General features: G+C 44.5%; 21 protein-coding genes. 10 read left to right on the top strand and 11 right to left on the bottom strand.

Annotated elements, in window-relative coordinates; translation table 11 throughout:
- Nucleotides 1-15 precede the first annotated feature (15 nt).
- The 4 genes from AC07NA_RS10320 to rhaT all read right to left on the bottom strand — a co-directional run bounded on the left by AC07NA_RS10320 (nt 16) and on the right by rhaT (nt 5,971).
- Nucleotides 16-1,401, bottom strand: a complete 1,386-nt coding sequence (locus tag AC07NA_RS10320; protein WP_494897494.1) for an FGGY-family carbohydrate kinase — start codon at nt 1,399-1,401, stop codon at nt 16-18.
- 1 nt (nt 1,402) lies between these two features.
- Nucleotides 1,403-2,677: a sugar isomerase gene (locus tag AC07NA_RS10315; RefSeq protein ID WP_494897493.1), complete on the bottom strand. Its 1,275-nt coding sequence runs from the start codon at nt 2,675-2,677 to the stop codon at nt 1,403-1,405.
- 64 nt (nt 2,678-2,741) lie between these two features.
- Complete coding sequence (locus tag AC07NA_RS10310; protein WP_494897492.1) at nt 2,742-4,868, bottom strand: bifunctional aldolase/short-chain dehydrogenase; 2,127 nt, start codon at nt 4,866-4,868, stop codon at nt 2,742-2,744.
- Nucleotides 4,869-4,888: 20 nt separating this feature from the next.
- The gene (gene rhaT / locus AC07NA_RS10305) at nt 4,889-5,971 is read right to left on the bottom strand and encodes an L-rhamnose/proton symporter RhaT (protein WP_494897491.1); all 1,083 of its coding nucleotides are present in this window, start codon (nt 5,969-5,971) and stop codon (nt 4,889-4,891) included.
- 240 nt (nt 5,972-6,211) lie between these two features.
- Between rhaT and AC07NA_RS10300 the strand changes: the two genes are divergently transcribed.
- The 3 genes from AC07NA_RS10300 (at nt 6,212) to AC07NA_RS10290 (ending at nt 8,861) form a co-directional block, all read left to right on the top strand.
- On the top strand, nt 6,212-7,063 hold the full coding sequence (locus AC07NA_RS10300) for an SDR family NAD(P)-dependent oxidoreductase (protein WP_494897490.1): 852 nt from the start codon (nt 6,212-6,214) through the stop codon (nt 7,061-7,063).
- 73 nt (nt 7,064-7,136) lie between these two features.
- The gene (locus tag AC07NA_RS10295) at nt 7,137-8,057 is read left to right on the top strand and encodes a helix-turn-helix domain-containing protein (protein ID WP_494897489.1); all 921 of its coding nucleotides are present in this window, start codon (nt 7,137-7,139) and stop codon (nt 8,055-8,057) included.
- A gap of 198 nt (nt 8,058-8,255) precedes the next feature.
- Nucleotides 8,256-8,861: a peroxiredoxin-like family protein gene (locus tag AC07NA_RS10290; RefSeq protein ID WP_494897488.1), complete on the top strand. Its 606-nt coding sequence runs from the start codon at nt 8,256-8,258 to the stop codon at nt 8,859-8,861.
- Between the two features lie 20 nt (nt 8,862-8,881).
- On the opposite strand, the gene AC07NA_RS10285 is transcribed toward AC07NA_RS10290, so the two are convergent.
- The 5 genes from AC07NA_RS10285 to AC07NA_RS10265 form a co-directional block, all read right to left on the bottom strand.
- Nucleotides 8,882-9,466, bottom strand: coding sequence for an HPP family protein (locus tag AC07NA_RS10285; RefSeq protein WP_494897487.1), 585 nt, complete (start codon nt 9,464-9,466; stop codon nt 8,882-8,884).
- Between the two features lie 105 nt (nt 9,467-9,571).
- Nucleotides 9,572-11,842, bottom strand: a complete 2,271-nt coding sequence (locus tag AC07NA_RS10280; protein ID WP_494897486.1) for a glycoside hydrolase family 95 protein — start codon at nt 11,840-11,842, stop codon at nt 9,572-9,574.
- A gap of 117 nt (nt 11,843-11,959) precedes the next feature.
- A complete protein-coding gene (locus AC07NA_RS10275) occupies nt 11,960-12,514 on the bottom strand; it encodes a hypothetical protein (RefSeq protein ID WP_494897485.1) in 555 nt (184 codons plus the stop codon).
- A gap of 167 nt (nt 12,515-12,681) precedes the next feature.
- The gene (locus tag AC07NA_RS10270) at nt 12,682-13,005 is read right to left on the bottom strand and encodes a hypothetical protein (RefSeq protein WP_494897484.1); all 324 of its coding nucleotides are present in this window, start codon (nt 13,003-13,005) and stop codon (nt 12,682-12,684) included.
- A gap of 1 nt (nt 13,006) precedes the next feature.
- Nucleotides 13,007-13,138 carry a hypothetical protein gene (locus AC07NA_RS10265; RefSeq protein WP_494897483.1) on the bottom strand — a complete coding sequence of 44 codons (132 nt, stop codon included), beginning with the start codon at nt 13,136-13,138 and terminating at the stop codon, nt 13,007-13,009.
- A gap of 708 nt (nt 13,139-13,846) precedes the next feature.
- Between AC07NA_RS10265 and AC07NA_RS10260 the strand changes: the two genes are divergently transcribed.
- Both AC07NA_RS10260 and AC07NA_RS10255 read left to right on the top strand, forming a co-directional pair.
- Nucleotides 13,847-14,041, top strand: coding sequence for a cold-shock protein (locus tag AC07NA_RS10260; protein ID WP_345210251.1), 195 nt, complete (start codon nt 13,847-13,849; stop codon nt 14,039-14,041).
- 96 nt (nt 14,042-14,137) lie between these two features.
- Nucleotides 14,138-14,329, top strand: coding sequence for a hypothetical protein (locus AC07NA_RS10255; RefSeq protein ID WP_345210250.1), 192 nt, complete (start codon nt 14,138-14,140; stop codon nt 14,327-14,329).
- 96 nt (nt 14,330-14,425) lie between these two features.
- On the opposite strand, the gene AC07NA_RS10250 is transcribed toward AC07NA_RS10255, so the two are convergent.
- Nucleotides 14,426-14,836: a hypothetical protein gene (locus tag AC07NA_RS10250; RefSeq protein WP_494897482.1), complete on the bottom strand. Its 411-nt coding sequence runs from the start codon at nt 14,834-14,836 to the stop codon at nt 14,426-14,428.
- A 27-nt stretch (nt 14,837-14,863) separates the two neighbouring features.
- Entirely contained in the window at nt 14,864-15,646 is a 783-nt protein-coding gene (locus AC07NA_RS10245; RefSeq protein ID WP_494897481.1) for a DUF899 domain-containing protein, read from the bottom strand.
- Nucleotides 15,647-15,780: 134 nt separating this feature from the next.
- Between AC07NA_RS10245 and AC07NA_RS10240 the strand changes: the two genes are divergently transcribed.
- The 5 genes from AC07NA_RS10240 to AC07NA_RS10220 all read left to right on the top strand — a co-directional run bounded on the left by AC07NA_RS10240 (nt 15,781) and on the right by AC07NA_RS10220 (nt 19,760).
- Nucleotides 15,781-16,770, top strand: coding sequence for a GlxA family transcriptional regulator (locus AC07NA_RS10240; RefSeq protein WP_494897480.1), 990 nt, complete (start codon nt 15,781-15,783; stop codon nt 16,768-16,770).
- A gap of 58 nt (nt 16,771-16,828) precedes the next feature.
- Nucleotides 16,829-17,728 (top strand): helix-turn-helix domain-containing protein, encoded by a 900-nt coding sequence (locus tag AC07NA_RS10235; protein WP_494897479.1) that lies wholly within the window; start codon nt 16,829-16,831, stop codon nt 17,726-17,728.
- Between the two features lie 82 nt (nt 17,729-17,810).
- On the top strand, nt 17,811-18,650 hold the full coding sequence (locus AC07NA_RS10230) for an SDR family NAD(P)-dependent oxidoreductase (RefSeq protein WP_494897478.1): 840 nt from the start codon (nt 17,811-17,813) through the stop codon (nt 18,648-18,650).
- 27 nt (nt 18,651-18,677) lie between these two features.
- Nucleotides 18,678-19,517, top strand: a complete 840-nt coding sequence (locus tag AC07NA_RS10225) for an SDR family oxidoreductase (protein WP_494897477.1) — start codon at nt 18,678-18,680, stop codon at nt 19,515-19,517.
- Nucleotides 19,518-19,520: 3 nt separating this feature from the next.
- Entirely contained in the window at nt 19,521-19,760 is a 240-nt protein-coding gene (locus AC07NA_RS10220) for an Atu4866 domain-containing protein (protein ID WP_494897476.1), read from the top strand.
- The last annotated feature ends 157 nt before the right edge of the window (nt 19,761-19,917 follow it).

Below are 19,917 nucleotides of genomic sequence, written 5' to 3'. Positions count from 1 at the left end.
GGTTAGTACCGGCGGCTATACGGTTACAGCTTTGCCCGGCGAATAATGTTTTAGTTCGATGATATCTCCGGGCAGTGCCTTGGTGTTCCACGATGAATGGATGGCTAATGCCGCGCCAATGGCCGTAGCCTGCGCCATTGATGCCGCGAAAACTTCCACACCCGGAAAAACAGCCGACAGCAGGTTCATATACACAGCATTCTTGCTGAAGCCGCCATCTACAAAAATGCGTTTTACGGCTGTGCCTTGCAGTACCAGATTGGTAGAGTGTACTTGTTGATGCATAATATCCAGCATCAGCTGATGATAGGCTTCCGTTTCGTTCTCAAAAATATGGAGGTCGCGGGTTTTAAATATGGATTCTTTTTGCAGCGGATCAGAAGCCTTGCTTTGCGGGATGTGATGTTGCAGTTTACCGATCACCTGCGGATCGTACGGAATAGACCGGAACCTGATCACATCTGCACCGAAATGTTCGGCAATGCGTTTTACCTGTTGCTCGTGCTCGTAACCGGCAAACAGGCGCGAGGCTTTTACGGGCTTGCCCTGGTATTGCAAATAGCACAGGCAATCGTCCTTCAGTTCATCACCGGTTAATGGCGACTGGTTAAAAGGGTTCATGCTGATGCACCACGTACCGGTAGAGATCAATATAAAGGGTTCACTAAAACTTACGAGGTAAGGGATAAGCGCTGCCGAACTATCGTGCAGGCCAATGCCCACTTTGTAATCATTACCGGGGAAGATGGCATCCAGCACCTCTTCTGTATCCTTTAAGGGAGCCAGCTTTGGAGCTATGCCTTCCTTTTTTATCCATTGATGGTAATCGTTATCATCAAAGTTCCATAAAGCGGTATGGCAGCCTATGCTGGTAATATCCGAATAGTAACTGCCCGATAGTAAAAAGCTCAAATACTGCGGCAAATGCAGCGCGTATTTTAACTGCGCAAACTTTTCGGGTTGCTCATTCTTCAGTCGGAACAATTGCAGGCCCGAATTAAGGCTGCCCAAAACGGGCGAAGCGGTATCTGCCGCGAATTGGCTTTCGCCGCCATAAGTATCGTACAGATACTTGCTTAGGTGTTCAGGGTATTCTTTAAGGTAATTGTATAGCGGGGTTAGCGGGCGGCCGTTTTCATCCACATACACAAAACTGGCGCCATAGGTGCTGAAATTTACGGCCATCACCTTAAATTGCTTCAACCTGAAAATTTCGCTCAACGAATCAAAAACCGATAAGCGCAGGCTTTCGAGGTTTTCGCAAGGGAAACCATCCTCATCAACAGTTTCTATAAAGCGTGCCGATTTTTCGTACACAATTCTATAGTTCTCGTCGAAAAGGAACAGTTTCTTGTTCGTTTTTCCTGCATCAAATATGGCTATAACCGGTGTTACCTGCATGCTATAAACCCGTTGAAACCGCTTTTAAACCACGTTCCTGTATCAACTGATTACGTGCCGCCGCGCCACGGAACAAGGCCAGTGGCTGTATAGCGCCGCCTGCACGTAAACGTGCTTCGGCCAGTATAGGGCGCACATCAGTGCGGTAGGCCTGTTGTAAAATCTCTTGTGCCTGCACTACATCATTATCCTGCTGGGCCTGCACCAAAGCAGGCTGATCAACCAGTAATGCCTGCGCGTAGGCGATCTTGATAGCCTCTACTGATTGCAGCAGGTCTTCAATTGGATCTTTCACGTTGTGCGATGCATCTATCATCCACCCGATGGCTGTAGCATGGTCCATGCCGCGGGCATCCATACCTTCTACCAGTTCGTTAAAGATCAGGAACAATTGGTAGGGGTTAATGCTGCCTACGGTAAGGTCATCATCGCCGTATTTTGAATCGTTAAAATGGAACCCGGCCAGTTTGCCTTCCATCAGCAATAGAGATACAATTTGCTCAATGTTGGTACTGCCTAAATGGTGACCCAAATCAACCAGTGTTTGCGCTTTTTCGCCCAGTTTTGACGATAGCAGGTACGATTGTCCCCAATCGCCAATGGTGGTCGAGTAAAAATTAGGCTCGTAAGGTTTGTACTCTACCCAAACTTTCCAATCGTTAGGCAGGGCTTCGTAAATATGTTGCAGGCTATCCAGCGTACGTTCAAAAGCGCCGCGCATATTCAGTTGACCGGGGAAGTTTGAACCATCAGATAACCAAACCGAAAGGGCCTTTGAATCGAGCTCGGCACCATATTTTATTACTTCGATATTGTGTTCTATAGCTTGCTGACGAACGGCTTTATCTACATGATGCAGCGAGCCGTATTTATAGCTGTGTGCCTGTGAAGGCTGATCTTGAAAAGTATTGGAATTTACCGCGTCGAAATGTAAACCGAAGTGGCTTGCATAAGCTTTTATTTCAGCGGCATTCTCCGGGATATCCCACGGAATGTGCAGCGAAATGGAATTGCTTGACTTATTGAGCGCATGGATCAGGCCAACATCGGCGATCTTCTCTTCCAGGCTACGCGGCTCGCCGCCACCCGAAAAACGACCGAAACGTGTACCACCCGTGCCTAATGCCCAGCTGGGTATAGCTATCTGAAAATCTATTAGTTTTTTAATTACACCCTCAACATCACTTACACCTTCGGCCACAAAATCAAATTTGCGTTTATGGGTATTTAATAATGATTGATTGTGTTCTTCTATTAAGTGCTTCCCTAATTCCATTTAAAGTGTATTTATTGGTAAAGCAGCAGGCATCCCATCATTTACGCCTGCTGCTGTATTTTAATTATCGTACAAAGGCCATGGCCACGCCGCCATCAACATTGAGGGCGTTACCGGTTGATTTGCTTAACAAACCGCCTACAAAAACGAAGCAGGCATTGGCAATATCTTCCGGCAGTATAATTTGGTTAAGCAGGGTGCGTTTAGCATAATATGCAGGTAGCTCCTCCACTGTAACACCGTAAGCCTTGGCACGACCTTCGGCCCAGCCACCGGCCCAAATATTACTGTCGCTGATCACCGCGTCTGGGTTTACCACGTTAACACGGATACCATCGGCACCCAGTTCGGCAGCGTTTAACCTGCTCAGGTGCAGCTGCGCGGCTTTCGCACTACCGTAACCGGCATTGTTAGGCCCGCTAACTAAGGCATTTTTACTTACAATATTCAATACATCGCCACCAATGGCTTGTTTTTTAAGTATGGCTACGGCTGCCTGCGTTACAAAGAACTGGCCTTTCACCAATACATCATACAACAGATCCCAATCTTTTTCGGTATGATCCAGTATTGATTTTGATATAGACAGACCGGCGTTGTTCACCACAATATCTACCCCGCCAAAGGCCAGCGCGGCAGCACTCAAAGCATCTTCTATCTGCTCTTGCTTGGTTACATCTAATATAGCGGTAGCGTAAGCATCTTTGCCGTATAATTTTTTAAACTCTTCGCCCGCGCTTTCCAGTCGCTCGGCGTTCATATCGTTTAACACCACTACAGCGCCTTCTTCTACAAACTTTTTGGCAATGGCTTTACCAATACCACCCGCGCTGCCGGTTATCAAAGCGATTTTACCTGATAAGGCTTTCGGTTTAGGCATGCGTTGCAGCTTGGCCTCTTCCAACAACCAGTACTCGATATTGAAAGCTTCCTGACGTGGCAATGAAGTATATTCAGAGATAGCCTCGGCACCCTTCATCACGTTAATAGCGTTGATGTAAAACTCGGCCGCTACCCTCGTTGTTTGTTTATCTTTTGAAAAAGAGAACAAGCCCACACCCGGGTAAAGTATAATTACGGGGTTGGTATCGCGTATGGCAGGGCTGTTTGGATGCTTGCAGGTTTCGTAATAATCGGTATACATTTTACGGTATGCCTCAAAAGCAGGTGCCAGTCTTTCTTTGATAGATTGGATATCCGACAGGTCCTCACCCGGCGCTAACTCCAATACCAGCGGACTGATCTTTGTCCTCAAAAAGTGATCGGGGCAGCTGGTGCCTAATGGTGCCAGGCGATCAAGATCATTAGAGTTGATAAATTCCAATACACGGGTATCATCGGTAAAATGACCGATCATGTGTTTTTGGCTTGAGCAGAAACCACGCAAGATAGGCGCTATAGCAGCAGCCTGCTTTTTACGGTCAGCTTCGGGCAGGCTCTCTATTTTTTGTCCGCCGAAAACAGGGCCTTTTTTACCGTAGTTTTCTTCGAGATACTCGGCACAACGCTCAATAACTTCCAGCGTGTTGATGTAGCTTTCATAAGCGGTATCGCCCCAGGTAAACAACCCGTGCGAGCCCAACATAATGCCCCTGATACCCGGATTTTCATCCAAACACTGGCGCAATTGTAAACCAAGATCGAAACCCGGTTTTTGCCACTCAACCCAGCCTATGGTACCGCCAAAAAGTTCCTGTGTTATTTTTTTACCGTCTTTTGCTGCCGCTATAGCAATTGCAGCATCGGGATGCAGGTGATCAATATGTTTGAACGGAAGGAAACCATGCAAAGGTGTATCGATAGACGGTGCTTTTGAGTTAAGATCGTAAATGCAATGGTTAAACAGTTCTACCATTTCATCCTCATAATCAAGGCCTCGGTATACATTCTTCAGGCTGCGCAGGCGATCAACATATAATGCCGCCAGTCCGCTTTTTTTAAGCGTACCAATATCACCGCCCGAACCTTTGATCCACATTACCTCAACCTCCTGCCCGGTAAGCGGATCTTTAGTGATGGCCTTGCACGAGGTATTGCCACCGCCATAATTGGTAAGCCTTAAATCGGCCCCCAGCAAATTAGACCTGTAGATCAGCAGGCCTACTTCATCGCCCTTTAGTTTTTCGGCTTCAGCCTCATCCCAAAGGTAACTCACATATTTAAAATCGACGTTTGATTCCGGATTTGACATATTGTATTTTCAATTTTTATTTAAGGTTTTATAGAGTTACCATAACCTACTATCAACACCGATAGCACAATGGTAGCAATGCCTGCAATTACCGTTGCATAAGTTTTTTTGTTTACACCTTTCCACTCTTTTAGTATTATGCCCCATACATTGGCTATCAGCATAATAAAGGCCATGTGCAGTATCCACGAGCTTGGGCCATTGCCCAGTTTACTTTCGCCCATGCCGTAAAAAAAGAACTGCAAAAACCACGTAGTACCCGCCAGTGCCGAAAACAGGTAATTAGCCAGCAGCGGCGTACTCTTGTCGGTGTAATTGCCAAAGGTTTTATTGCGGGCGTTCAATATCATACACCATATAAAGTTGGTGGTTAAACCGCCCCACAGTATTATTATGTAAGTAACGTTATTTTGAAAAAGGAACTCACCCTCACCCGGATGCGATGCCTTCCATATAGCGTTTGCCTCATTGGCCATATCCTTACCGGCATCAATACCGAAAGCGAAACAGGCGCTCAATATCCCCGATACTATAGCTACGATAATACCGAGCTTAAACTTATATTCGGTATTACCCGGACTTACTTCTTTATCCTGCGATAATTCTTTTTCTTTCATGGTACCTGCCTTACCGCAAATTATAATACCGATAACGCATACCAATATGCCCAGCAAAACCATTTGCCCCCAATGGGTAGTAAACAGAGTATTAAGGCTATCCTTACCCTCTTTAGGGTAAATATTATAATATACCGATGGTATAAGCGCACCAAAAACCGAGCATAAGCCCAAAATAATGGAGCTACCCAGCGCTACCCCGAGGTACCGCACACCCAAACCATAAGTTAACCCGCCGATGCCCCAAAGCACACCGAAAAAGTAGGTCAATAAAATAATGCTGCCGTTGGTATGGCTAATAATTTCGGCAAAACCGGGTATGGTTAGCCAGGCAGCAAAAGGTGGCACAATAAGCCACGAAAATAATCCGCCTACAATCCAAAAGCTTTCCCAGGCCCACCCTTTAACTTTTTTGTAGGGGATATAAAAACTGCCGGAAGCAAAGCCGCCGACGAAATGAAAGATAACTCCCAAAATTACTTGCATCAGGTATATTTAATTGGTTTGTAAAATATATTCGCTAAAATATGTTCCCCCGTGTAATTAACCTTCCCTATCTGTCTTCGTTGATGTTTTTTCGCGACAGATCTTGAATATTACAGGCAACACAAATTTAAGACAATGTACAACCTTCCGCGGTTCGACTACAAATGCCCTCAATTAGGCTACAAGTAAAAAAGCGTTGCTGCTCACCTTTGGGGTATCATAAATTGAAAGATAAACATCATGGAACATCAACAGGAAAATTCATCAAATAAAGTTTGGTTCATTACAGGCGCGTCACGCGGCTTTGGCCGTGTTTGGGCCGATGCGGCGCTTAAACGCGGCGACAAGGTAGCTGCCACAGCACGTAACCTGGCAAGCATTGCCGAACTAAAAGAAAAGTACGGCGACAACGTGCTGACCTTAGAACTCGACGTAACTAATGCCAACCAGGTACAAGCCGTGGTTGCACAGGCGCATCAGCATTTCGGCAGGCTCGATATTGTACTCAACAATGCCGGTTATTCGCTGGTAAGTACTATTGAAGAGGCCAGCGCCGACGATGTTAAGGCATTATATGATACCAATATTTTCGGCACACTGGCTGTTATTAAAGCGGCATTGCCTTTATTGCGCCAGCAAGGCGGCGGCCACATACTGGGCACATCGAGCGGTTTGGGCCATGTAACATTGCCGGTTATCGGTTATTACTGTTCGTCAAAATGGGCGTTTGAGGCCATCCACGAAAGTTTGGCGGCAGAGGTTAAATCATTCGGCATCAAGGTAACAATTATTGAACCGGGTGCATACGCTACCGAATTTGGCAGCCAGGACTCGTTAAAATTCGCGGCGGGGCTTGATATTTACGCTGATTTTAAAGCGCAATTTGTTGATAGCTTAAAAGACATGGAAAGAGGCGATCCGGAAGCTACACCGCAGGCACTCTTCCAGATAGTTGATACCGAAAACCCGCCGCTGAGGTTTAACCTGGGCAAACATAACCTGGCATGGGCACGTGCGGCCTATGCAGAGCGCCTGGCCACCTGGGAAGCCTGGCAGCAGGTTTCAGAATCGGCACAAGGGCAGCCAAAGTAATTGGTTAGTAAACAATTGAATGATAGCCGGTAATTAAAAACATTATCGGCTATCATTGTATTTAATTTTCAGCATGAAAAAGGAAGATATCCATCATAAGTTCGATTCTTTATCAGAAGCGCACCGGGCTTTGGGTTTACCACAGCCCAGGCACCCGCTCATCAGTTTGATCAACAATGCCACAACCCAAATTCAGGCAAGCCAGCCGCGGGGGGCGCATGTGCTTAAATTTTATAAAATATCCTATCGCCCAAGGCTTAGCGGCAAGATCAGATATGGCCAGGGTCATTATGATTTTGACGAAGGCGGTTTATTATTCGCAGCACCCAATCAACTGATCGGCAGCAATAATGATGAAAATGCCAACGAATGCTCATTGTACACATTGCTCATTCACCCCGATTTTTTGTGGAACTACCCTTTGGCTAAAAAGATCAAACAGTATGGCTTTTTTTCGTATGCCGCTAATGAAGGTTTGCACCTATCCGAAGAGGAAAAGGCAACTATAATTGCCGTATTCCGGATGATTGATGAAGAGCTGAACAGCCGGATGGACGATCTTAGCCAGGATGTGATCATCTCGCAGATAGAATTATTGCTAACCTATGCCGATCGTTTTTACAAACGCCAGTTTATTACCCGCAAAGCCGTAAGCAGCAATTTATTACAACAATTGGAAAGTATTTTGGAAACATATTTTGCTGATGAAAGATCGTTAAGTGAGGGTATACCCACCGTGCAATACCTTGCCGACCAGGTACACCTCTCGCCCAGCTATTTGAGCGATATGCTGCGTTCGCTCACCGGGCAAAACGCGCAGCAGCACATACACGATAAGCTGATAGAAAAAGCCAAAGAAAAGCTATCCACAACCAGCTTATCAGTTAGTGAGGTGGCTTACGCATTAGGCTTTGAGCATTCGCAATCGTTTAGTAAATTATTCAAAACAAAAACGAGCCTTTCGCCATTGGAGTTCAGGCGGTCTTTTAATTGAGGATAGGACACGCGTAACTCTCATCCAGTTGCCATACTTCAAACCATAGTAAGAACGCGACGAGATTGCTTCATTCTTCGCAATAACAAAAGTGACAAATACTATAGCCCTTAATCTTCAAAAGCAACGATTATAAAATATACTGTAAGGTTTAACTACCTCAACCGACTAAACCGGTAAACATCAAAAACTCAGATCATGAAATCACTTTTAGCTGTAGTAAAACCTTACCGATTCATTTTAACAATTACGTTGCTTATCGGTTCGTTAAGCACATTCGCACAAACGGGCTTAGACAAAGGCGTAACTGCACCTGTCTTTAAGGCAAAAGATAACAGCGGCAAAACTATAGAACTGAAAGCATTGCTTAAATCACATAAATCTGTAGTGGTGTTCTTTTACCGGGGCGAGTGGTGCCCGTATTGCAATAAGCATATTAAGGAGTTACAGGATTCATTACAATTGCTGAGCGACAAAGGCGCTTATGTTATTGGCGTTACACCCGAAACCAGCGAAAACATCAATAAAACCAAAGAAAAAACTAAAGCCTCTTTTTCTATTGTGCAGGATAAAGGCTACCAAATAATGAAAAATTATAAAGTGGATTATGTGATGGATGCTGCCACCGTGACCAAATACCTTGGTTATGGGATTGATCTTAATAAAAGCAATGGTAATACCGACCATATTTTACCCGTACCCGCCACTTACGTTATAAACAAAACAGGTAAGATCATTTTTGTACAATTTGATAAGGATTATACTAAACGAGCTTCTATTGCCGATTTATTAAAGGTGATTTAAAGTAAACCACAGCACTAACATTAATGCTTATAATTCCGTTTCCAAACTTTAAACCAATGTTTATTGCGGGGATATTGTCTGTGCGATGTGGCGTTGTTGCAAATTATAGCCACCAGCAACAGTATCATCACTCCACTGAATACCGGGCTTAGCACATACCAGTACCCAAGCACCATAATTTTTGGCGAACCAATATTGGCTATCAATGCCGTTGCACCACCGGGCGGGTGCAGCGTTTTGGTGATCTGCATTAAAACAATAGCGACTGAAACCGAAAGGGCCGCTGTAAACCAAATTTCGCCGGGTACAAATTTGTGGATAGTAACGCCCACCAACGCGCTGATGACGTGTCCGCCAATTAAGTTGCGCGGTTGCGCCAGCGGACTGTTAATGATACCATATATAAGTACTGATGAAGCGCCGAAAGAGCCGATAAGGAACAGGTTATCGTTAGCATTAAGATGCCTGCTGTTAAGAAAACCGATAATACCGATACCTAAAAACGAACCGATGAACGTCCACAAATGCTCTTTAAAATCGATCAGCGTTTCTTTGTAAAAGATGTGTTTAGCGGTAGTAACGTGTCTGCGTATTTTTGCTCTCATTTCGGAATACAATATTACGCAATCTGCATTTTACTGAAACACAGAAATTAAAAAGACTGATTTATATTACATAAATCAGTCTTTTTAATAAACAACCTATCTTATTTACCCTGCAATAAAGCTATATACTTTACCTGCTTGGGTTTTAAAACCATAAGTAAAATTGCCGGTTGATTTGCCTGGGTTTGCTTTAAAAGCTGCTTTCAAACTATTAGGTACACGCAGGTTACAATCGCCGCCGGATAGTGATTTGATGCTGAGCTTAACTATTTTACCGTCCTTCCAAACCAGATCTGTTATTTCAAAATTGCCGCGGGCGCGTAAACCTTTTACGCTGCCTGTAGCCCATGTTTTTGGCAGGGCGGGCAGTAGCTGAATTTCGCCGGTTTGGCTTTGCAGCAGCATTTCGGCCACACCTGCGGTATAACCAAAGTTGCCATCAATTTGAAACGGCGGGTGCGCGCAGAAAAGGTTGGCGTACATACCGCCGCCGTTATCATAATTAACGCCATCGCCGCCAACCAGGGTAATAAAGTTTTTGAGGATGAGATAGGCATGGTCGCCATCTTGCAGGCGTGCCCAAAAGTTCATCTTCCAGGCCATCGACCAGCCTGTTGATTCGTCGCCACGGGCGGTTAAGCTCACTTTGGCGGCCTTAGCCAGACCGGGGGTTTGTGTAATGCTTATTTGCCTGCCCGGATGCAGGCCAAACAGGTGCGATGCATGGCGGTGCGTATCTTTCGGATCGTCGCGGTCGGTTTCCCATTCCTGCAATTGTCCCCATTTGCCAATTTTTGGTTTAAGCAGGTGCTCGCGCATATCGGCTACGTGGTCGCGGTAGGTTTTATCCAACCCTAAAACATCGGCAGCTTCAATGTAATTGGTAAACAGGTCGTATACAATTTCCTGATCATAAGTTACGCCATCTTCGGTTGGCCCATGCTCGGGCGACCAGCCCATCGGCGATACCAAAGTACCATCCGAGCGGCGTTTCAGGTGATCATCCCAAAACTCGGTGATCTCTTTCAGTATAGGGTAACCGAAGTTTTTGAGGTACATCTTATCCTTAGTGAAAGCGTAATGTTCCCATATATTTTGCACGTACCAGGCGCTGCCGGGCGTGTTCCATAAAAAGCTTTCGCCACCGAAGATGTTATTCTCGGTCTTCACCGTCCACCCGCGTACGCCGGGATATTCTTTTTTGGTATTCTCCTTTTTCACCTCGCGCATACTGTTAATATAATCGAGATAAGGGAAATGGCACTCGGCCAAATTGGTTGGCTCGGCCAGCCAATAGTTCATTTGTATGTTGATATTGGAGTGATAATCGCAACGCCAAGGCGGATTGTTGCTATCGTTCCAAAGCCCCTGTAAATTGGCCGGTAAACCGCCTTTACGTGATGAGCTGATGAGCAAATACCTACCGAACTGAAATATTAAAGCCTCCAGTTGCGGGTCCTGCGCCTGTTTGTAAGCGATGAGTCGTTTATAAGTAGGCAATGCCTGTACCGAAGCTGAAGTGCTACCCAGGTTGATAGCCACGCGTCCAAACAATGCCTGGTAGTCTTTAACATGAGCGGCAAGCAATTGCGGGTATGTTTTAGCCGTGGCTGCGGTTATAGCGCGTTTTACTTTTACAGCCGGGTCTTCACCTTTCCAGTGTTGATCGCGTTTGTTGCTGTAATCTGTAGCGGCGGTGAGCAGTATAGTAAAGCCATCCGCCTTTTTAATATTGAGTTGAGAACCGCCTTTCCCGTCAGATTCAACTGTTGCTGTGCCACCTTCTGTTTTTACCTGGACAAGGGCATCGTATGCCATGCCGTTTTCCAGTTTACCGGTGATTTGCAAAGCGGCGCCATTAGCCGTTACTGTAGCGCCATGGGCATCCTTTAATTGTATAATGGCCGAATAAGCGCCTTTTTTATTAGCTGTAAAATGAAGCGCCATCACTTTATCGGGGAAGCTGCAAAAATATTCGCGCTGGTAAGTGATCCCGTTTTCGGTATAGCTGATGTTTTGAGTTGATGTATTCAGGTCCAGTTGCCTGCGGTAATTTGCAGGGGCAGCGGCCGAAGTATCTTTACCTTTCAGGTAAACAAACAGGTCGCCGAAGGCCTGGTACGCGCCGGTATTGGTTTCGTCGCCTGTCCACAGGCTGATCTCGTTGAACTGGATATGTTCGAGAGCTACACCACCGAAAACCATGCCGCCTATACGGCCATTACCCATAGGGTAGGCATCGGTCATCCAGGCTTTGGCGGATTTATCATCCCACAGTTTTAAACTTTGTGCAGGCGTACTTACCTTCTGCGCGTTGGCGGCTACGGGCAGTATCGAAATAAATAAGATAGATAAATAACTGAGCTTTTTTATCATATAACAGGCGTATAATTGACCAAGCGTAAAAGTATAGCACAAAGCATACATTACAAATGGACTATACGCCTATTGAGTATAATACATGCCGCCTGCATTTCTATTGTAGCAATCTTCCTATTTAAAAGTTAAACCATTCAATATGGTATTGAACGTAGTGGTAACTGTAGTTTCATTTGCTGTAGAACATTCCAAATATCCATTAATACAAGCCATATTGGTATTTTTCATGGCGTAAAAATATATTATACACAAGGAATCTTCAACATGTCTTATAATAACAATTTTGTAATTATTTATTGTTTTAAGAGTGATAGTGTACATGGGTTGATCGTACTCTTTATTCAATCCCTCAAACCCCTTCTTCATGTCTTCTATACGAGTAGACGGAGCGTTGCCTGTTAAGCAAACAAATTGATAAGGCGTATTATTTACTTTGTAAAATACGCCTTTTAAGGTTGTTGCATTTTTATAGTCACTGGTTAAAAGTGCTCGAAAATCAGCTTCGGTTAAACTTGTAGATCCTGTGGGCAATGTGAAATTAGCTATAGCCGTTAATGTAGTGTGCGTTGCGGTTTGGCTAAATACATTTAAGCTAATTATAAGGCCTATAATAGAAAGGTATAATACTTTAGTGTTTTTCATTTTTAAATGCGGTTTTAGTTTCAGCATTTTAAATTAAAAAAATCGTTATGCATATTGCACAATATATTACATTGTCTACCGCAATAATATTCAATAAAAATTAATAATAATATTTAACAATTTAGCCGAAAGGGCAAAGAAAAACCACAGTAGTTGACAACTGTGGTTGAATGCTCAAATAACCGGGCACTTATCTATGTGCGTATCCGTTTAGGATTGTAGGCTACAATATATTTCAGATCGCTGTTTAAAACGGTTTTAACGTCCAGCAATACTTCTTCTTTGTTTAATGCCTGCTTAAGTTTGGCCTTAACTTCAATATATACCTGCAACAGTATCTCGGGGATTATTTTAACGGCAATGGCCGGGTAATAATCTTTTTCAATTTGTGCCCTATCGGTAAATGAGACCAGGCTAAGGTTCCAGATATCATCGGCATGAAAGCCGTGCTCGTGGCGGCTGTTCATCAAATCGTACAGGAATATCCTTGCCTGATTTTCTATCGCTTGCTCGTCCATATTACTTGCCCTTTTTACCAATTGGGGCTTCAGATTTTGAAGATTTATCTGTTTGGTAAGAAGATTGTTTTTTATTCACGTTCTCACTTGGCGCTTTCTTGGCCTCTTTAGTGCTTTTTTTCTCTTTGCTCATAATTTATTTAATATAGAGTGCTTGTTATAGTATTGTAATGTTGTTTGCGGATAAGAAAGTTAATGCGGTGATGCCGTTGTTACGTTTACGATAAACGCGGTGAATTTTGCAGTGGCTATTTTTGCATGATATTACGGTGTTATTGTATTAGCAGAAGCTTAACTATCACCGTATCATAAATTGGCAACGCCTAAGGGTAGAATTTACTAAAGGTAATTATTCTTTATTGGATAATGGGTGGTTTTAAATAATAATTAAATGGGAGATTGAAATACCTTGTGCATTTGCAAGGCGTTGAGGACTCACCCGATCGTCGCTACGCTCGATCACCCTCTCTTTGCAAGCAAAAAGAGGGTTTTGTATTTATTTATTTTTTCTTCCTTACCCTCTTTGCGCAGCGCGCAGAGAGGATCAACCAGCGCAACGTCGTCGGGGTGAGTTGGCTATACGATTTATTTTTGCAGCCTGATTCCAGCCGGATGACTGTGTTACGCATTGTTCCCTTATCTATCTGTTTGATATTAATCGCATAGAAACCCCTTCCTCCTCCTTCCCCAAGGAAGGAATCGCACATGGCCTCACGCCTTCAGGCTCTACCTTATTCCATTTAACCAATGCCTAAAATTTAAAACAGCATTAAATAATTTCACCAAAAAGAAAATTCGCCGATATTAATGACTACATTGCAACTTATTCAAATATTAAATAATGCAAAAAGAAGGAACTGTAAAGTTTTTCGATACCACTAAAGGTTTCGGATTTATTACACAAAGTGATAGCAGAAACGATGTTTTTGTTCACTCAACTGGTCTGATCGATGAAATTCGTGAAAACGATACTGTATCATTCGATGTAGAAGAAGGCAGAAAAGGCCTTGCAGCGGTAAATGTAAAAGTAATCTAAAAAATCACTATAAATTTAGTCGTAAAGCACCTTCCTTGTGGGAGGTGCTTTTTTGCATTTTTTAATAATTTATTTATTTAAACCCTACTAATAATTATGGCAAAATCTCAGGCATCCTTCATGAAGAAGCAACTTGAAAATAATCGTTTAAAAAAGAAAAAAGAAAAAGCGGAACGCAGAGAAGAGCGTCAGCAAAATTCACCGGGCGGTGGTTTAGAAAACATGATGGCTTATGTAAATGAATTTGGCGAAATAAGCGACACGCCACCCGAAAAGCCGAAGCACTAAAACTACATAACAGCAGGCATTCAACATTAAAACAGCTAACAAACATGTGCGAATTTTTATTACCCGCAAATGTTTGTTAACGCGCTGCTGCCACCATTATTTAGCTGTAATCATCAGCCAAACATCATTACCTTCATAATATTCTAAGGCGATACCGCCATCCATAGTAACATCGGGGTGGCGCATAAGTTCGTCAAATACGGTTGCTATACGCGGGATGTTCTCCATCCAGTTACCTAACTTATTGGCTATATAAATTCCCTTCGGGATGGTATAGTAACCCGCTCCTATTTGTTCGCCTTCACCGGGATAGCTTTCGCTTACGCAGGCATGATAAATATAACGGCCGTCAACATTTTCGGTTACGCCATAACAGCCGCGCCCTGTAAAGCCACCCGTTTTGGCCGACAAGGCTACATAAGCATCCTGTATACCTGCCGGGAAGGTTTTGGCCTCCTCACAAATAGTGAGGATGTCGTCTTTGATCTCAAATTTTTTGGTTTCCATTGGTCTGTGTCTTTTAGGTTTCAAAAATTATCCGCAACAGCATTGGTTAGTCGCGGTGTCCTCATATTTATCATGATGGCGCAGCCAGTCTATAGGTTTGCCGTTCTCATCGGTTTCGTTTCGGCCTTTAGGCACCAGGTCTAAAAAGGCAAGGGTACCCAACAGCGGCTCACCACCACGTGCATAGGTAGAATAAGTATGAAAGATATCGCCGTTCTCATCTTTATAAAATACACTTACGCCATGCAACTCTTCTAAAAAGTACTTGCCCATTTCGTAGTTGTAATACACCTCACCCTTTTCTTTTTCTTCGGGGGTGAATGATACATGGTAATCAAAATTGAAATCGCTTTCATTTGATGATACCCAGTTGAATGTCCAGCCCATGCGCTTTTTAAATGGCGCGAACTCAGCATAAGGAGCACGCGATACGGTTACGAAAGATACATCCGCATGTTCAAAATGACGGCGGGCGCAGTCTACGTGATCTGCAAGGTACGAGCAGCCAATGCAACCTTCCTCCCATCCGGGGCCAAACATAAAATGCTGCACAATAAGCTGGCTGCGGCAATCAAACAAGTCGGCAAGGCTCACTTTACCATCGGGGCCATCAAAAGTATACTGCTTATCTACCTTTACCCAGGGCAATGCGCGGCGTAGTTTATTTACCTCGTCTTTCAGGTGCAGCAGTTCTTTTTCTTTGGCAAGCAGTTGCTTACGTTGGGTAACCCAGTCGCTTTCGTTTACAATTTTATTGTGGCCAATTGGCTGTGTTATAGCCGAATTGATTTTGGATGCTTCTTCTTTCATGGCTAATGTTTTTATATTTATTCAAATTTCTGCAAATTTATAACACCAAATCATGTGTATAGCTGTCATACTGAGGGGGTATTCAGGACATCTCCCTTACCGTTATACCTAAAACAAGTTTTATACCATAACCTATGAAAATTTCTCTGCTTGTATACGAAGGCGCTATTTCTTCATCCATTTCGGGTGTTACCGATATTTTTGGCGGCGTTAACGGTTTTTTGCGAATGCAAGGCAGACCCGAAGCCTTTGAGCTGGAGCTGGTTTGCCGCGATGTGAACAATACGCATTTGTACCTGCCTGCCGGCGATTTGAAAAAGGTGGCCTTAAAAGATGTGGTGAGTACCGATCTTATTATCGTACCTGCCTTTCAGGGCGATGCCGATGCCGCGCTTACCCAAAATGCTGACCTGATAGCGTGGCTGAAAGAAATGAGCGCCAAAGGGACAGAAATTGCCAGTCTTTGTTTTGGCAGTTACTTTTTGGCAGAAGCCGGGCTGCTTGGCGATAAACCCTGCACCTCGCATTGGGCTGCCATGCAGGATATGCGCCAGCGCTACCCGCAGCTGAATATACAGCCCGATATGGTGATCACCGATCAGGATGGTATTTACACCAGCGGCGGGGCGTTTTTATCGCTCAATCTGGTGCTGTACCTCATCGAAAAGTTTTGCGGCAAGGAAGTTACCGTTTGGGCCAGTAAAATGTTCTCGATAGATATTGACAAGGTGAACCAGGCGCATTTCGCTATTTTTCAGAGCCAGCGCAGGCACGAGGATAAGGTGATATTGAAGGCACAGGATATTATTGAAAAGAACTTTCAACAGCAACTGTCTATAGATCAAATTGCCGAACAAAGCAACATGAGCACCCGCAACTTCATCAGGCGGTTTAAAAGCGCTACCAACAATACGCCTATAGAGTACCTGCAACGGGTAAAGATAGAAGCAGCCAAAAAAGCCCTGGAACGCAATGACCAGGATATAAACGGGCTGATGTACGATGCCGGGTATAACGATGTAAAAACCTTCCGAATGATATTTAAACGTATTACCGGCCTTACACCGCAGGAGTACCGTAAAAAATACAGTCGTACAATTACGCTTGCCGACAGGTTAAACTGACCTTCAGCTTACAATAGGCTATTGCATTAACCGGTTTGAATTATGTAATTTGCTTTTTATGACCACTGAAACCCTTCAAGACTTTTACAAGCAAAAATTCAACTGGATGCCCGATAACCTTCAGCAGGGCATCGGCCATTTTAATGTTTTCCGTTTGGAAGATTGTATGGGTGATGGCGCGGTTAAAATTACCTACAGCAGGCGCGATTATTACAAGGTAACCCTGCTGCGCGGCAACAGTCGTTACCACTATGCCGATAAAAGCATTGAAACATCGGGTTCAACACTGATGTTCTTTAACCCCAATGTGCCTTATAAATGGGAGTCGTTATCAGAAAATGTAACGGGGTACTTCTGCATATTTACAGAGGCTTTCTTTACCGAAAAAATTCGCGGCAGCCTTAGCGAACTGCCCATGTTTGCCATTGGCGGCAAACCAGCTTACCTGCTGAATGAGGCACAGGACGAACTTATCAGCAACATATTCAACAAGATGCTTGATGAGATCCAATCAGACTATGCCTATAAATATGATCTGTTGCGTAATTACGCTACCGAGCTTACCCACTACGCTTTAAAAGCGCAGCCAACCGATACCCTGTACCAGCACCCGGATGCAGGTTCGCGCATTACATCGGTATTTACCGAATTACTGGAGCGCCAGTTCCCGATAGAAACACCCGCGCAACGGTTCAGGTTGCGGTCGGCTAAGGACTTCGCGCACAACCTGTCGGTACACGTGAACCACCTTAACAGGGCCATTAAACAAACCACCGGTAAAACCACTACCGAGCACATCAGCGAGCGCTTGTTGAGCGAAGCAAAATCACTATTAAGGCATACCGACTGGAACATCGCCGAAATTGGCTATTGCCTGGGTTTTGAAGAAGCCAGCCATTTCAATAACTTTTTTAAAAAACAAACCAATATCACCCCTACTTCTTTCCGTATTGTTTGAATTTCGTAACCATTGGTTTGATTAGCGCAAACGCTCCCCTTGCCTGCCGCTATACCTTTGTGCTATCAAAAAATACAAAATTATGGATAGCAAAAAAGTATGGTTCATTACCGGGGCATCAAAAGGTTTAGGCCTCAGCCTTGTTAAACAACTGCTGGAAGCCGGCCAATACGTTGCAGGTACATCCAGAAACACTGCCGAACTGCACAGCGCGGTTGGCGAAAACCTCAATTTTTTACCCTTGCAGGTTGACCTGGCCAACGAAACCAGCGTTAGCGCTGCAATTAAAACCACTGTTGATACCTTTAAAAGTATTGATGTGGTAATTAACAACGCGGGCTACGGCATTGGTGGCAGCATTGAAGAGTTAACCGATAAAGAAACCCGCGACAGCTTTGATATTAACGTATTCGGTACGCTCAATGTAGTACGCCACGTGTTACCGTATATGCGTGCGCAGTTATCGGGCCATATCATTAACATTTCGTCGATAGCAGGTATTGCCCCGGCGACTGGCTGGGCGGTTTACGGCGCTACAAAATTCGCGGTGGCCGGTTTAACCGAAGTACTGGCGGCAGATGTAAAAGCTTTCGGTATAAAAGTAACCCTGGTAGCGCCGGGCGCGTTCCGCACCAGTTTCTTAACCCCCGATTCATTAAGCATTGCGGCAAATTCGATTGACGCTTATAAAGATGTGCACGAAACACATGCCCGTTATCTTAAAATGAACGGCACCCAAATTGGCGATCCGGAAAAGGCTGCCAAGGCGATGATAGCCGTAGTTGATGAACCAAACCCGCCATTATACCTGTTGCTGGGCAGCGATGCCTACAACCGAGCCATCACCAAGGTAGAAAACATGGTGAACGAGTTCCGCAAATGGGAAGGGCTTACCAAATCAACAGATTATCAAACAGTTTAATCTACCCAAAAACTTAAAAACTAAAACATGAGCAATAACAAAACATGGTTTATAACCGGCGCCTCAAAAGGACTGGGCCTGGTTATGGTAAACCAATTATTAAAACAAGGCTACAATGTAGTAGCTACATCGCGTAAGTTAACCGACCTTACCGACGCAGTTGGCAGCAATGCCGCTAATTTTTTACCGCTTGCCGTTGATATTACCAGCGAAGCCAGCGTAAAAGAAGCTATTGATGCCACCATTAACACTTTTGGCCGTATTGATGTAGTGGTGAACAATGCCGGTTACGGCATGGTAGGCGGCCTGGAAGAGGTTAGCGATGCCGAAGCACGCGCCAATTTCGATGTGAACGTATTCGGTTCGCTCAACGTGATCCGCGAGGCTATGCCGCATTTGCGCGGGCAAGGTTCGGGGCATATTTTTAACATCGCGTCAATTGGTGGGTTTAACGGCAATTTTCCGGGATGGGGAATTTACTGCGCTACCAAATTCGCGGTACATGGCTTTACCGAATCATTAGCTGCCGAAGCCAAACCATTCGGGGTGAACGTTACCGTGGTATCGCCGGGTTATTTTCGTACCAACTTTTTAGACAGCGGTTCGCTTATCGTGCCTAAAAACCCTAACGATGCTTACCAAAACGTACGCGATTCGCAGGCAGCTCACCAAAACGAGATAAACGGTAACCAACCCGGCGACCCGGAAAAAGGTGTTGCGGCCATCATCGCGACAGCAAACGAAAGCAACCCGCCGCTACATTTGTTTTTGGGGCAGGATGCCTACGATATGGCCTACGTGAAAATGGATGCCGTAAAAAGCGACCTGGAAACATGGAAAGAACTAAGCACCTCAACCGGTTTTTAATTAATGGAGAACAATAAATACGCCGGTATGTGGGTTACACGCGATGGCTATATCCGCCATCACCTGCTACCTAACGGCCGCTACGATGAGGGTCGCGGCGAACGCAAAAGCGCCTATCGCGGCAGCTACACCATCACCGGCGACCATATCGAATATGTTGACGATACAGGCTTCACCGCCGATGGCGATTTCCGCAACGGTATACTGTACCATGCAGGTATGGTGCTGTATCGTGAAGATTAAAAATCAACCACCCCTATATATAATAACCCCAAAGTGTAAGCGGTACAGCTTGTGCTTTGGGGTTTGGTGTAATATTTACACTCAGTTTAATCACGTAAAATTTGCTGATAATATGATAGTTATCGCAAATCCATAGCAAGTTCATCTTAAATAAAAA

Source organism: Mucilaginibacter sp. GW821-FHT07G05 (genome assembly GCF_059418565.1).
This window is presented reverse-complemented; position numbering and strand designations above follow the sequence as displayed.